Origin of the sequence: Bradyrhizobium sp. 40, from assembly GCF_023100925.1 — a bacterium.
Lineage (GTDB): Bacteria > Pseudomonadota > Alphaproteobacteria > Rhizobiales > Xanthobacteraceae > Bradyrhizobium.
In genome coordinates this window covers 3,117,185-3,129,692 of sequence record NZ_CP064688.1, presented here as the reverse complement: position 1 = coordinate 3,129,692, position 12,508 = coordinate 3,117,185, and the positions used below count along the sequence as shown (strand labels likewise).

General features: G+C 65.2%; 13 protein-coding genes. 8 read left to right on the top strand and 5 right to left on the bottom strand.

Annotated features, from left to right (window positions below; genetic code table 11):
• Both IVB40_RS15195 and IVB40_RS15190 read left to right on the top strand, forming a co-directional pair.
• Positions 1-768: an SDR family oxidoreductase gene (locus tag IVB40_RS15195; protein WP_247462762.1), complete on the top strand. Its 768-nt coding sequence runs from the start codon at positions 1-3 to the stop codon at positions 766-768.
• A 25-nt stretch (positions 769-793) separates the two neighbouring features.
• Positions 794-1,825 (top strand): L-idonate 5-dehydrogenase, encoded by a 1,032-nt coding sequence (locus IVB40_RS15190; RefSeq protein WP_247819210.1) that lies wholly within the window; start codon positions 794-796, stop codon positions 1,823-1,825.
• A 13-nt stretch (positions 1,826-1,838) separates the two neighbouring features.
• On the opposite strand, the gene IVB40_RS15185 is transcribed toward IVB40_RS15190, so the two are convergent.
• Positions 1,839-2,705 carry a DUF3280 domain-containing protein gene (locus tag IVB40_RS15185; RefSeq protein ID WP_247361784.1) on the bottom strand — a complete coding sequence of 289 codons (867 nt, stop codon included), beginning with the start codon at positions 2,703-2,705 and terminating at the stop codon, positions 1,839-1,841.
• 191 nt (positions 2,706-2,896) lie between these two features.
• Here IVB40_RS15185 and IVB40_RS15180 point away from each other — a divergent pair, with 191 nt between their 5' ends.
• Both IVB40_RS15180 and IVB40_RS15175 read left to right on the top strand, forming a co-directional pair.
• Complete coding sequence (locus IVB40_RS15180) at positions 2,897-4,279, top strand: HAMP domain-containing sensor histidine kinase (RefSeq protein WP_247819209.1); 1,383 nt, start codon at positions 2,897-2,899, stop codon at positions 4,277-4,279.
• The gene (locus IVB40_RS15175; RefSeq protein WP_027518509.1) at positions 4,276-4,938 is read left to right on the top strand and encodes a response regulator transcription factor; all 663 of its coding nucleotides are present in this window, start codon (positions 4,276-4,278) and stop codon (positions 4,936-4,938) included. Before IVB40_RS15180 ends, IVB40_RS15175 begins: the two co-directional genes overlap by 4 nt.
• 4 nt (positions 4,939-4,942) lie before the next feature.
• Here the strand turns inward: IVB40_RS15175 and IVB40_RS15170 are convergent, their stop codons facing one another.
• Positions 4,943-5,785 (bottom strand): hypothetical protein, encoded by an 843-nt coding sequence (locus tag IVB40_RS15170; RefSeq protein WP_247819208.1) that lies wholly within the window; start codon positions 5,783-5,785, stop codon positions 4,943-4,945.
• Positions 5,786-5,995: 210 nt separating this feature from the next.
• Here IVB40_RS15170 and IVB40_RS15165 point away from each other — a divergent pair, with 210 nt between their 5' ends.
• From IVB40_RS15165 to IVB40_RS15155, 3 genes are read left to right on the top strand one after another with little or no spacing between them, the layout of a single operon-like run.
• Complete coding sequence (locus IVB40_RS15165) at positions 5,996-6,874, top strand: IclR family transcriptional regulator (protein WP_247819207.1); 879 nt, start codon at positions 5,996-5,998, stop codon at positions 6,872-6,874.
• Between the two features lie 36 nt (positions 6,875-6,910).
• Positions 6,911-7,885: a tripartite tricarboxylate transporter substrate binding protein gene (locus IVB40_RS15160; RefSeq protein WP_247819206.1), complete on the top strand. Its 975-nt coding sequence runs from the start codon at positions 6,911-6,913 to the stop codon at positions 7,883-7,885.
• 21 nt (positions 7,886-7,906) lie between these two features.
• Positions 7,907-9,127, top strand: a complete 1,221-nt coding sequence (locus tag IVB40_RS15155) for an ABC transporter substrate-binding protein (protein WP_247819205.1) — start codon at positions 7,907-7,909, stop codon at positions 9,125-9,127.
• Between the two features lie 121 nt (positions 9,128-9,248).
• Here the strand turns inward: IVB40_RS15155 and IVB40_RS15150 are convergent, their stop codons facing one another.
• Both IVB40_RS15150 and IVB40_RS15145 read right to left on the bottom strand, forming a co-directional pair.
• Positions 9,249-9,740, bottom strand: a complete 492-nt coding sequence (locus IVB40_RS15150; protein WP_247462776.1) for an SRPBCC family protein — start codon at positions 9,738-9,740, stop codon at positions 9,249-9,251.
• Between the two features lie 2 nt (positions 9,741-9,742).
• The gene (locus IVB40_RS15145; protein ID WP_247286965.1) at positions 9,743-10,147 is read right to left on the bottom strand and encodes a metalloregulator ArsR/SmtB family transcription factor; all 405 of its coding nucleotides are present in this window, start codon (positions 10,145-10,147) and stop codon (positions 9,743-9,745) included.
• A 381-nt stretch (positions 10,148-10,528) separates the two neighbouring features.
• Here IVB40_RS15145 and IVB40_RS15140 point away from each other — a divergent pair, with 381 nt between their 5' ends.
• Positions 10,529-11,584: a serine hydrolase gene (locus IVB40_RS15140; protein WP_247287428.1), complete on the top strand. Its 1,056-nt coding sequence runs from the start codon at positions 10,529-10,531 to the stop codon at positions 11,582-11,584.
• 71 nt (positions 11,585-11,655) lie between these two features.
• Here the strand turns inward: IVB40_RS15140 and IVB40_RS15135 are convergent, their stop codons facing one another.
• The gene (locus IVB40_RS15135; protein ID WP_247462778.1) at positions 11,656-12,477 is read right to left on the bottom strand and encodes an outer membrane protein; all 822 of its coding nucleotides are present in this window, start codon (positions 12,475-12,477) and stop codon (positions 11,656-11,658) included.
• Positions 12,478-12,508: the final 31 nt, after the last annotated feature.

The following is a 12,508-nucleotide window of genomic DNA, read 5'->3' as shown; positions in this document are numbered from 1 at the left end:
ATGAGCACCGCCCTCTTCGACCTTTCCGGCCGCACCGCGCTCGTGACCGGCTCCTCCCGCGGCCTCGGCCGCGCCATCGCCGAAGGCATGGCCAAGGCAGGCGCCAAGCTGATCATCAATGGCGTCGATCCCAAGCGCGTCGAGCAGGCCGTCGCCGAGTTTCGCGCCGCCGGCCAGCAGGCCGAAGGCGCCGCTTTCAACGTCACCGACGAGCCCGCGATCGTCGCCGCCTTCAACGACTTCGACAACAAGGGCATCGCCGTCGACATCCTCGTCAACAATGCCGGCATCCAGCACCGCAAGCCGCTGGTGGAGTTCACCACCGACGAGTGGCGCAAGGTGATCGAGACCAACCTCACCAGCGCCTTCGTGATCGGCCGCGAGGCGGCCAAGCGCATGATCCCGCGCAAGCACGGCAAGATCATCAATATCGGCTCGCTCGGCAGCGAGCTCGCGCGTCCCACGATTGCGCCCTACACCGCTGCCAAGGGCGGCATCAAGAACCTGACCCGCTCGATGGCGGTGGAATGGGCCCAGCACGGCATCCAGGCCAACGCGATCGGCCCCGGCTATATGCTGACCGACATGAACGAGGCGCTGGTCAACAATACCGATTTCAACAATTGGCTGATGGGCCGCGTTCCCTCCAAGCGCTGGGGCCGACCGGACGAGCTGGTTGGCGCAGCGATCTTCCTGGCGTCGGATGCTTCGACCTATGTCAACGGCCAGATCATCTATGTCGATGGCGGCATGATCGCTGCGATGTGAGCCGCGAACGCTGAGGGAGCCAACCATGCGCGCCGTCGTCATTCACGCACCGAAAGATCTGCGGATCGATAGCTATCCGGACTCAGCGCCCGGTCCGGGTGAAGTCCGCGTCAAGATCGCGAACGGCGGCATCTGCGGGTCCGATCTGCACTACTATCATCACGGCGGCTTCGGTGTCGTGCGCATCCAGCAGCCGATGGCCCTCGGGCACGAGATCGCCGGCGTGGTCGCAGCCATCGGTGACGGCGTCGCGAACGTGAAGCCGGGCACCCGCGTCGCGGTCAATCCGAGCAAGCCGTGCGGCCAGTGCCTGCATTGCCAGGAGGGTATGCGCAACCAGTGCCTCGACATGCGCTTCCTCGGCAGCGCGATGCGCTTTCCCCATGTGCAGGGCGGCTTTCGCGAATTCATCACGGTCGATGCGGCGCAGGCCGTTCCGATCGCCGACAAGCTGTCGCTGGCGGAAGCCGCGGTCGCCGAACCGCTCGCGGTGTGCCTGCATGCCGGCAAGCAGGCCGGGCCCCTGCTCGGCAAGCGCGTGCTGATCACCGGCTGCGGCCCGATCGGCGCGCTGATGATTTTGGTCTCACGCTTCGGCGGCGCCGCCGAGATCGTCGTGACAGATGTTGCCGACGCGCCGCTTGCCGTCGCCAGGAAGCTTGGCGCCACTCACGCCATCAATGTCGCGGCCGATGCCACGGCGCTCGATCCCTGGCGGACCGGTAAAGGTGTGTTCGATACTCTGTTCGAAGCCTCGGGCAACCAGGCCGCACTGCGCACCGCGCTCGACGTGCTCAGGCCCGGTGCCATACTGGTGCAGCTCGGTCTCGGCGGCGAGATGACGCTGCCGATCAACTCCATCGTCGCCAAGGAATTGCAGCTGCGCGGCACCTTCCGCTTCGATCCCGAGTTCGAGCTGGCGGTGCGGCTGATGGGTGACGGCCTGATCGACGTGAAGCCGCTGATCACGGCGACCATGCCGTTCGAGAACGCGGTCGCAGCGTTCGAGCTCGCCAGCGATCGCTCGCAGTCGATGAAGGTGCAGCTGACGTTCTGAGCGAGGACCGCTGCTATTGGTTCTCGATCAACCGGTCGCTGACCAGCCGCACCGCGCCCCGTTTCCACGAATAGTCCGCGCCCAGGCGCAGGCCGCTGTCGCCGCGTGCGAGCACCGCGCCGGTCCTGGCGTCGCGCACCTGGAAACCCAGCGTGTATTCGGTGCGGCTGACCCGCCGCACCACGCCGATCAGCGACTGGTCCGCGCCGAGCTTCTGCGCAATCGCCGCCTCGCAGCCGTCGCAGTCGCGCAACGCACGCGCCTTCAGCGCCTCGCCGCCGACATCGACGATGCGGTAACGGCCGGATTGACCCAGCGCCTCGCGCACGCTGCCGGTGACCTCGGCCAGATATGACGCATCCGATGTGGCCGGCGCGCCAGCCGAAGCGGCGGTCGTATCCTCTAGCTCGAAATCGAAGACGGCCATGGCAATCGGCGCAGGCGTGGCGAGTGCGGCCATGATCTCGCGCGACACGAAGATCTCGGCGCGCTCCCATGATTCATCATTGTCGCCCCGGAAGGTGTAGAGCTTGTCCATCACGACCTTCCTGCCGCCGACGTCGATCACGGCGATCTTGGCCCATTGCACCAGCGTGCTCGTCTTCTGGATGCCGCCGATCACCTTGAACGCCGCGCCGTCCTGGGCCGACGACACGAGCCGGTAGCGCCGATCTCCGCCGATATCTTGCCGGAGCGCGGCCATGAAGGCCGCCAGCCGTCGCTCGTGGGCGGCGGTCTGGTTGGCGGGCTCTGCTGACGTATCGGTATAACTGAAATCGTCCATGGCGATGCCGATGGCGGTCTCGGCGCCGGCCAGCGCATAAGACACCGGAAGGACGACGAGGAGACAGACTGAGAGGATCAACCGGCGCAGGTGCATAATGTGCCTCGTATGACGGAGCGGCGCGCCAATCTGGACGGCGCAATCAGGACATGCAGCGGTGCCGGTCCCGGCGATGGCCGGGAAAATTTCACGACGGTGCACCGCACTGGCGCCTGGCGGCTTTGCGCCGGATGCGTTCTGCCGTTTAATGCGGACGCGACAAACCCGTTCGCACCAGGTGCCTGCCGATGTGGAACCGCCCGAGGTTCGATCTCAAAGTCCGTCTGACGTTGCGCGTGGCCGCGATATCGGCCGCCTGCTTCGCCGCCATCTCCGCTTATTTCCTGATTACGGCCGACCGCGCGGCGCATGCGCGCCTCGACGATATCGCCGCCATCGTGGCCAAGACGCTGGAGCTGCAGCAGGGCAAGATCCAGTGGGTCGCGAGCCCGCGCTCGGACTTTCCCAACCTCGACCCCGTTTCGGCTTATGTGATGACGCCCGGCCTGTGCCTGGCGTTCCGCGGCACCAGCGGCGACGTCCTCCAGCGCTTCTGCAGCGGCGCGCCCGTTCCGGCGAACCCGCCGCCGCAAGCCTTCACGGCCTTCTATCGCGGCTTGTTCGACCCCGGCCGAGAAGCCGCACGGCCGGTAATCGTGCGCGGGACGAAGCTCGGCGAGGCCGTGGTCTCGGTCGAGCCGGCCGTGCAGACCGCGGAGGCCTGGCACGAGGCCGGCCGACTGATGCTCGCGCTCGCGATCGCGCTGCCGCTGCTCTGCGCGCTGGTCTACGCCGCGCTGGCGCGCGCGCTGCGCCCCACCCGCATGATCCGCACCGGCCTCGAGCGGATTGCCGCCAACGACCTCACCACGCGGCTGCCGCCGTTCGACCTCGCCGAGCTCTCCGCGATCCGCGACGGCTTCAACCATCTCGCCGAAAGCCTCGAGACCGCGCTTGCCGAACGCAGCGAGCTGACGCGGAAGCTGATCGCGCTCCAGGACGAGGAGCGCCGCCATCTCGCGCGCGAGCTGCATGACGAGTTCGGCCAGTCGCTCGCCGCCATCCGCGCGCTCGCCTCCTCCGCCCGCCAGACCGCCGCACAAGAGTGTCCCTCCCTGCTTGGCGAATGCGACGGCATCGCGCGGACCGCAACCGGCATGATGGAGACGTTGCGCGGCACGCTGTTCCGGCTGCGGCCGCCCGATGTCGAGGAGCTAGGGCTCGTCGCCAGCCTCGAAGGCCTGGTCGCGGGCTGGAACGGGCGCAGCCGCGGCGAGACGCGTTTCTCGATCCGGTTCGACGGCGCATTCGAGACCCTGCCGGCCACGATCAGCGCCAGCCTCTACCGGATCGTGCAGGAGGCGCTCACCAACGCCGCCAAGCATGCCGTCGCCACGCGGGTCAGCCTGGAATTGACGATGGGGGCGAGCGAGATCGCGCTTGCGATCGACGATGACGGACGCGCGACCGATTCCGTCGCGAAATCGGGAATGGGCCTGCTCGGCATGCGCGAGCGCGTCGCAGCTTTGCGCGGCCAATTGAGCTTCGAGGCCTCGCCGAACGGCGGCTCCGCACTGCGCGTGGTCATTCCGCTCGCCGCCGATCGGCCGCCGCTGGAGCACGCCGCATGAGCGCGGCCGACGCCACCATTCTGCTGGTCGACGACCATTCCGTCGTCCGCGAGGGCTACCGCTCCGTGCTCCAGAAGCAGCCGGGACTACGCGTCATCGCCGAAGCCGCCGACGGCGCGGAGGCCTACCGTCTCTACAAATCGGAGGCGCCCGACCTCGTCATCATGGATCTGAGCATGCCCGGCATCGGCGGCATCGAGGCGGTCCGGCGCATCAGGCAGTGGGACAAGGGCGCGAGAATCCTCGTCTTCACCATGCATGAAAACGCCGGCTTTGCCGTGCAGGCGATCCGCGCCGGCGCCAGAGGTTACGTCACCAAGACCAGTCCACCAGAGACGCTGGTGCGCGCCGTGATGGACGTGCTCGCCGGCAAGATCGCGATCAGCCCCGACATCGACCATGAGCTCGCGCTGAGCCGGCTGGCCGGGGAAAGTTCTGCCGCCGACGTCCTCACGCCGCGTGAGTTCGAGGTGCTGCGGCTGCTGCTCGCCGAGAACACGACAGAGGAGATCGCGGAGACGCTCCATGTCAGCCCCAAGACGGTGGCGAACCTGCATTCTCTGATCAAGGACAAGCTCGGTGTCGGCTCCGACATCGAGCTGGTCCGGCTGGCGCTGCGCCAGGGCATCTTGACGGAGGTCGATCTCGGCGAGGCCTGATCGCTCAAACCAGATAGCGCGTGAGATAGCCTTCCATCGCGTACAGCGCACAGAGCGCGAGGCTCGACCACACGGCGGCGGTGAAATACAGGAACATCCAGGTCAGCTCGCCCTTCCAGTGCGCGATGTCGTGGGTCACGACCCAGCGGGTCGAAACGTCATGCAAGCCTTCGAGGAAGCCGAGCAACCTGTTGCCCTCTTCATGCCCTGCCCGCCAGCGGCTGAGATACATCGGCACGTCGACGGTGACGAGGAAGGCCAGGAAGCAGGCGATGCCGACGATGCCGGCAATCAGCGCCCAACGCACCGGCCCCTGGAATTCCGGCATCAGCCGGCACAGCGCGATGCCCGCGAGGAAGAATGTCACGGCCCAAAGCGAGTTCTCGATCGCGTTGAAGAGGAAGTTGGTCGTCACCACCGCATACCAGGAGAAGCACTCCGCGATGACGATGATCGGCACGATCACCCACGCGATGTTCACGACCGTCTCGGCGCCCGTCATGGTCCCGAGTTGATGCAGGATGACCGCCCATTGCGCGGCGAAGCACAGTTCGGCCACGGTCGCGACCGTGCGGCCGACGAAGACGCTGGAGAGCCAGGTGTCGAACAGGCAGATGCGCTGCACGTCGGCGCGCGGCAGGAAGGAACGGAAGGCGCAGCCGAAGACATAGCCGGCGCAGAGCAGGAACATCAGCCCGATGTCGGAGCCACTACGGAGGCTGCCGGAGGGCGTCGGGGAGAACGCGCGGTACAGCATGAACCAGACGAGAATGTTGGCAGCACTGACCAGCGTCAGGGACCCCCACCACCACGCGAGGGGATTCGTCCGCGCCTGCCACTGCAACATGAATCGCTCCGATGTAATCGATATGACATTCAGTCGTAATAAACCTGTCACAACAAGCCACGGAATCGCGACGAAAATCTGTGCGCGGCGGAGCCCTTCGCGCACATTTTATCCCCGCTGGCAAAGCCGCTCCGTGTCCGGATAGTGGACATAAAAGCACGTTCTCTAAATCTATTGGACAACAGGCGAGACCGGGTTCATTAAGCCCGCATGGCCAGAACCGCGTCCAAACCGATCCGCGCCTCCTCGTCCGCCGCCGCCGTGCTGGCGGACAGCGTCGATGACGCTGCGTTCGCGACGACGCTGGCAAAAGGTCTCGTGGTGCTCGAAGCGTTCAAGGCGGGGGCGACGCAGCTCGGCAACATGGAGCTGTCGACGCTGACCGGGATTCCGCGCCCGACGGTGGCGCGACTGACTCATACGCTCGCCGAGCTCGGCTACCTCCGCTACGATGCCGAACGCGCCAAATATCGCGTCGGCGCGCGTGCACTTCGCATGGCGCATCCGCTGCTCGCCGACATGCAGTTCCGGCAGGTCGCGCGTCCGATGATGCAGGAGCTGGCACAAAGCGTGCGCGGCACGGTCTCGATCGGCCTGCTCGATGCGACCTCCATGATCTATGTCGAGACCGCGCGCTCCGGCGACGTCGGCCCGCACGTCCCCGACATCGGCATGCCCATTTCCGTGGTGATGACGGCAATGGGCCGTGCCGCGGCGGCGACCTTGCCGCAGGCCGATGCCGCGTTGCTCGAAGAGCGCATTGCAAGCGAGGATACCGAGCTGTGGTCGGCCTTCCGCGAGACATACCGCGCCGGCCTCGCACAATGCGCCAGCCGCGGCTTCTGCACCTGCTTCGGCGAGTACATCGCCTCGATCCATGCGGTCGCGGCGCCGCTGTTTCATGCGCGTGAGGCGAAGCAGGCCTTTTCGATCAATTGCGGCATTCCCGCATTCCGGCTCCAGCCCGGCCAGCTGGAGGGCGAGATCGGCCCGCGCATTGCCGCCCTTGCCGACAGCATCCGCACCATGATTGGGGCGGCGCCGCCCACCGAAACACAAAAGCAAAACAAGAAGAGCGCCAAGCGATGAACAAGGCAATCGGCGCTCCGCCACCGGGAGGCCACCATGACCGTCACACGGCGAACATTTTTGGGCACCCTCGCCCTTTCGCTATCCGGACTTCCATTTACTGCACGCGCTGAGGACGCCTGGCCGTCGCGTATGGTGCGGCTGATCTCGCCTTACGGGCCCGGCGGCTCCAACGACATCTCGCTGCGGCTGCTGGCCGAAGAGTTCGGCCGCAACCTGCACCAGCAGTTTATCGTCGAAAACAAGCCGGGCGCCGGCACGCGCATCGCCAACGACACGGTCGCGCATGCGCCGGGCGATGGCTACACACTTCTCTATGTCGCGGCCCCCTACGCCACCGCCGAAGCGCTGTTCGGCAAGCTGACCTATGAGCGTAAGGATCTGCAGCCGGTCGCGATGGCGGTGATCGCGCCGCTGTTCCTGATCATCAGCGCGGACGCGCCGTTCAAGACGCTTCCCGAATTGATCGCCTACGGCAAATCGAAGCCGGATGGCCTGACCTTCGCCTCGCCCGGTGCCGGCTCGCAGCCACATCTTGCCGGCGAACTCCTGTTCAGGGATGCCAGTGTCAAGGGGCTCAACATCCCCTTCCGTGGCGATGCCGCGTCCTACACCGAGCTGCTCGCCGGCCGCGTCGATGCCACGCTGACGGCGCTGCCGACCGCACTGCCTTACATCCAGAGCGGCAAGTTCATTGTGCTCGGCGTTGCATCGGCCGAACGCAGCGCGCTCTATCCGCAGGCGCCGACCTTGCGCGAGCAGGGTTTTCCCAACGTGGCTGCGGCCGGCTGGTACGGCTTCATGGCGCCTTCGACGACGCCGCGCGCCATCATCGACAAGCTGCAGGCCGAAGTGCTGCGCGCGCTGGCCGAGCCGGCGATCAAGGACAAGCTGACTGCCCAGGGCCTCGAAGTGCGCGCCGGCACCGCGGCCGAATTCGGCCAGTTCATCGACAACGAAACAAAAAAGTGGACCGGGCTGATCCGCGAGGCCGGCCTCAAGGGCGAGTGACAGTCACGAACGGGAATGGGAATGAAAAAATTACTTCTCAAACATGTCGCGGCAGCCGCGATCGCTCTCGCGCTATCGATCCCGGGAGCACAGGCGCAGAAGAAATACGATCCCGGCGCTTCCGACACCGAGATCAAGGTCGGCCAGACCGTCCCGCTCAGCGGGCCGGCCTCGGCCTATGCCGTCATCGGCAAGACCCAGGCCGCCTACATGAAGATGATCAACGACCAGGGCGGCGTCAGCGGCCGCAAGGTCAATCTGATCCAGTATGACGATGCCTATTCGCCTCCGAAGACGGTTGAGCAGACCCGCAAGCTGGTCGAAAGCGACGAAGTGCTGCTGACCTTCCAGATCATCGGCACGGCGCCTAATGTCGCCGTGCAAAAATATCTTAACGCCAAGAAGGTCCCGCAGCTCTTCGCGGCAACGGGCGCGGCGCGTTTCACCGATCCGAGGAACTTCCCCTGGACCATGGGCTTCAACCCCTCCTACCTCGTCGAAGGCCGGATCTACGCGCAATATATTCTGAAGAACCATCCGAACGCCAAGGTCGGCGTGCTCTATCAGAACGACGATCTCGGCAAGGACTACCTCGCCGGCTTCAAAGCAGGTCTCGGTGACAAGTCGAAGATGATCGTCGCCGAGACGTCCTACGAGATCACCGAGCCGACCATCGATTCGCAGATCCTGCGGTTGAAGGATGCAGGTGCCGACGTGCTGTTCAGCGCCACGACGCCGAAACAGGCCGCGCAGGCGATCAAGAAGGTTGCCGAGATCGGCTGGAAGCCGCTGCACATCATCGACATCAACGCCTCCTCGGTCAGCGCGGTGCTGAAACCCGCCGGACTCGACAACGCCAAGGGCGTCGTCAGCGTCGGCTATGTCAAGGATTCGGCCGACCCCGAATGGAAGGACGATCCCGGCATGAAGCGATATCTCGCCTTCATGGCCAAATACTACCCGGAGGGCGACAGGGATTCGAACCTGAACGTCTACGGCTATATCACCGCGCAGCTGCTGGTGCAGGTGCTGAAGCAATGCGGCGGCGATCTCACGCGCGAGAACGTGATGCGCCAGGCCGCCAGCCTGAACAACATCACACTCGACCTGACGCTGCCGGGCATCTCGGTGACGACGATGCCGACCGACTACCGCGTCAACAAGCAGTTCCAGATGGTGCAGTTCGACGGCCAGCGCTGGCAGAAACTCGGCGACATCGTCACGGACGAGGCGAAGGAATGAAGCGCCCCTCATCCTGAGGGGCGCGCGCCTTGAAGAATGAAGGCCTCACCGATGGTCCTCGTGCTTCGAGGCGGCCGCTCCGCGGCCTCCCCGGCATGAAGGAGGAAGGTGGCTGCTCGCCCTATCTCTTCATCCCGCCCACATAGGCCGCGAGCTTGTCGAGCGTCTGGTAGCCGTATTCGACGGCACCGAAGCTGATCATGCCGTCGCGCTGCGCCGTGCTCGACGCCAGCTGCCGCATCATCAGAACCGTCTTGCCGTTGCTCTGTTCGGCGAAGGTGACGGTGAAACGGAACAGTCCGGGATCCTCGTCCTGGTCGTCGCCGTGATCCATCTCCAACAGCGACGGTCGCTCGATGCGGCGGAAGCGCATGCGGTTCGGGTAGACCGTGCCGTCGGGGCCGATCATGTTGAAGCGCCAGACGCCGCCAACCCGCACGTCGATCTCGAAGGTCTCGAGCTTGAAACCCTTCGGCCCGAACCATTGTGGCAGGTGCTTTGGGTCGGACCACGCTTCGAACACCAGATCGCGCGGCGCGTCGATCACGCGCGACATCACGATCTCGCGGTCGAGCGACCATTGCGACAGGGCGGGATTGGCAGAATTCGTCATCGTCAGGAACCTTTCCGTTTGGTTGTCTTGCCAGTCGTCTTGTTACTTGTCTTGGACGGCCGCTTGGCAGCGGCCCTGTCTTTCTTCAGCTTCATCACATAGGCTTCGAAGCGATCAAGCCGCGCCTCCCAGATCGCGCGCTGATGCTGGAACCAGTCCTCCGCAGTGAGGAGCGCGTCAGGACTGAGGCGGCAGGAGCGCACGCGCCCCGATTTCTCCGACAGGATGAGACCGCTCATCTCCAGCACGTGGATGTGTTTCATGAAGCTCGGCAGCGCCATCTCGAAGGGACCGGCAAGCTCGCCGACCGACGCCTCACCTGCGCAGAGCCGCATCACGATCGCCCGCCGGGTGGGATCGGCAAGGGCCGCGAAAACCTGATCGAGTTGGGATAATTGGTTAGCCATGAGGCTAACTATAGGACTGTCGCCATCCGGCGTCAACATTGTTAGCCAATTAGCTAAGTTAATTTTGCCGACTGGTAGCCTGGATGAAGCGAAGCGTAATCGGGGGCCGCTCGCTCGGCTGCGGCACTTTCCCGGATTGCGCTTCGCTCCATCCAGGCTACGGACTGTCGCAAGGCTCCGCAGACGGAACCCACCACGCGCGATCGTGAATAGGGGGGCACGGTCCTTCCCGCTACAAGAGACCGGGGGCGCATCGAATCCTGCGCCAGAGCCGTGCCGTCTGTTGTCACCTCATCGTACCTCACCCGACGGGCGCTGGCCCGGGCTGCGCTCGTTCCGCTCGCGCTTGCCTGGCCGCGCGGCGCCGCCGCGGATTCCGACATGATCGCGCAGATGCGCGACATCGTCGCGAACGAGCTGGCGCCGACCGCAACGCCGGACCAGCCGGGCGGTCTGGCCGCCGCGCTTTATGCCGGCAACCATGTCGAGTTCTTCAACTACGGCTTTGCCGACGACGCCACGCGAAGGCCGGTCACGCCGGACACGCTGTTCAACCTCGGTTCCCTGCGCAAGCCGTTCGAGGCGACACTGGTCGCGCTCGGCACCCTCCGCGGCGAGCTGCGGCTCGACGATCGTCTGGTGAAATATCTCCCGGAGCTCACCGGCGACTATATCCGCCGCGTCACCGTCGGCGAGCTCGTCACGCACACCTCAGGCATGCTGCTGCCGACCGACCATCCGCCCTGGCCGAGCGACACTTTTTCCCGCGCGCAGCTCATCGAGATGTTCAACAGCTGGAGACCGCAAGCCGGCGAAGCGCCCGGCAAGCAGCGCATCTACAGCCACGCCGGCTACGTCCTGCTTCAGCTCGTGCTCGAGCGCTGTTGCGGCGCTCCGATCTCGACCCTGCTCGAACAACGCATCCTCAGGCCGATCGGCATGAATGCGACCTCCGTGCCCGAACGCGGCGAAGACAGCCGTGCCGTCATGGACGAGGCCTGGATGCAGCGCGCGGTCCAGGGCTATTCGGATCAGGGTATGGCGATCGGCCCCATCGGCAACCAGCAGAGCTATTTTGATTTCCCCGGCACGGGCCAGATGTTTTCCTCGCCGCGGGATCTCTCGATCTTCGTTGCCGCCTGCGTCGACGGCCGATCGATCGATCCGCATTTGCGCGAGGCATTGCGGATGACACAGCACGAGATTTTCCGCGTCGACGAGAAGTTCGGACAGGGAATGGCCTGGGAGACGGTGCATCTTCCAGGCGTCACCGTCGTCGACAAACCGGGTGGGCTCAACAACGCCTCCGGCTATATCGGCCTCGTGCCCGCACAGCGGATCGGCATCGTGTTGCTGGCCAATCGCGGCGAATACCCGCACGAGATCGCCCGCTACAAGATCCTGCCCGCGCTGGCGAAGCTCATGGGCCCGCACTGAACACATCCCTTAAAACAGAAAGCCCCGGCTGAGCCGGGGCTTTCCACGCCAGATCAGGAACGGGATGAAGCTCAGTACCTGGCGACGACGGGTCCGCCAAACTTGTAGTTCACGCCGACGCGCGCGATGTTCGATTTGAGATCGACCGAATGGGTGAAGACGTTGGCCGGAAACGCGCCGCCAAGCAGATTGGTGCTGGTCACGGTGCTGCGTCCGAGATCGACGTAGAGATATTCTGCCTTGAGCGACCAGCCGCCGCCGACGGCATATTCGGTGCCCACACCTGCGGTCCAGCCGACCCGCGTGTCGCGGATCGCGGCCGACTCGGTCGCGGCGGCGAACGTGTCGGTGAAGTTGAAATTGCCCTTCACCTCGGCGATGGCCGCGCCGCCGGTGGCGTACAGCAGCCAGGTCGGAGCCGCGAGGAAGCCGATGCGGCCGCGGATGGTCGCAAGCCAATCGGCCGAGACTGACGACGACACGGTGAAGCCGGTCGGCGCGCAGCAGGGATAGAACGCCGAACCCGTCGCACTGCCCTTAAAGCCGAAATAGTTGATGTCACCTTCAAGGCCCAACACGGCGTTGTTGACCTGCCAGTTGTGGCCGGCGGTAAAACCGCCGGTGACGCTGGAGCTGTTGACCCGCTGGGCGCCGACTGCCGCAATCGCAGTAACACTGGTGTCCGCGAAATAGCCGGCGGGAGCGAACGCGGTCGAGGTGGCCGGATCGGCGCTGCCCCACTGCCCGCCGACATTGGCGCCGACGTAAAAGCCGGTCCAGTTGTAGGCCGTCGCCATCATCGGCGCCTTGGTGTAGTGCGCCGCGAGGTCGGCCGCCTGCACCGATGCGGAGCCCAAGACAACCGCGGCAACCGCCAGCAAAAACTTCTTCATTCCGGTCTCCTTACCCCACGCGATTGATCTC

Coding starts and splice junctions, on each gene's coding strand:
- IVB40_RS15195 (WP_247462762.1), top strand. CDS start 1: ATGAGCACCGCCCTCTTCGACCTTTCCGGCCGCACCGCGCTCGTGACC.
- IVB40_RS15190 (WP_247819210.1), top strand. CDS start 794: ATGCGCGCCGTCGTCATTCACGCACCGAAAGATCTGCGGATCGATAGC.
- IVB40_RS15185 (WP_247361784.1), bottom strand. CDS start 2,705: ATGCACCTGCGCCGGTTGATCCTCTCAGTCTGTCTCCTCGTCGTCCTT.
- IVB40_RS15180 (WP_247819209.1), top strand. CDS start 2,897: ATGTGGAACCGCCCGAGGTTCGATCTCAAAGTCCGTCTGACGTTGCGC.
- IVB40_RS15175 (WP_027518509.1), top strand. CDS start 4,276: ATGAGCGCGGCCGACGCCACCATTCTGCTGGTCGACGACCATTCCGTC.
- IVB40_RS15170 (WP_247819208.1), bottom strand. CDS start 5,785: ATGTTGCAGTGGCAGGCGCGGACGAATCCCCTCGCGTGGTGGTGGGGG.
- IVB40_RS15165 (WP_247819207.1), top strand. CDS start 5,996: ATGGCCAGAACCGCGTCCAAACCGATCCGCGCCTCCTCGTCCGCCGCC.
- IVB40_RS15160 (WP_247819206.1), top strand. CDS start 6,911: ATGACCGTCACACGGCGAACATTTTTGGGCACCCTCGCCCTTTCGCTA.
- IVB40_RS15155 (WP_247819205.1), top strand. CDS start 7,907: ATGAAAAAATTACTTCTCAAACATGTCGCGGCAGCCGCGATCGCTCTC.
- IVB40_RS15150 (WP_247462776.1), bottom strand. CDS start 9,740: ATGACGAATTCTGCCAATCCCGCCCTGTCGCAATGGTCGCTCGACCGC.
- IVB40_RS15145 (WP_247286965.1), bottom strand. CDS start 10,147: ATGGCTAACCAATTATCCCAACTCGATCAGGTTTTCGCGGCCCTTGCC.
- IVB40_RS15140 (WP_247287428.1), top strand. CDS start 10,529: ATGATCGCGCAGATGCGCGACATCGTCGCGAACGAGCTGGCGCCGACC.
- IVB40_RS15135 (WP_247462778.1), bottom strand. CDS start 12,477: ATGAAGAAGTTTTTGCTGGCGGTTGCCGCGGTTGTCTTGGGCTCCGCA.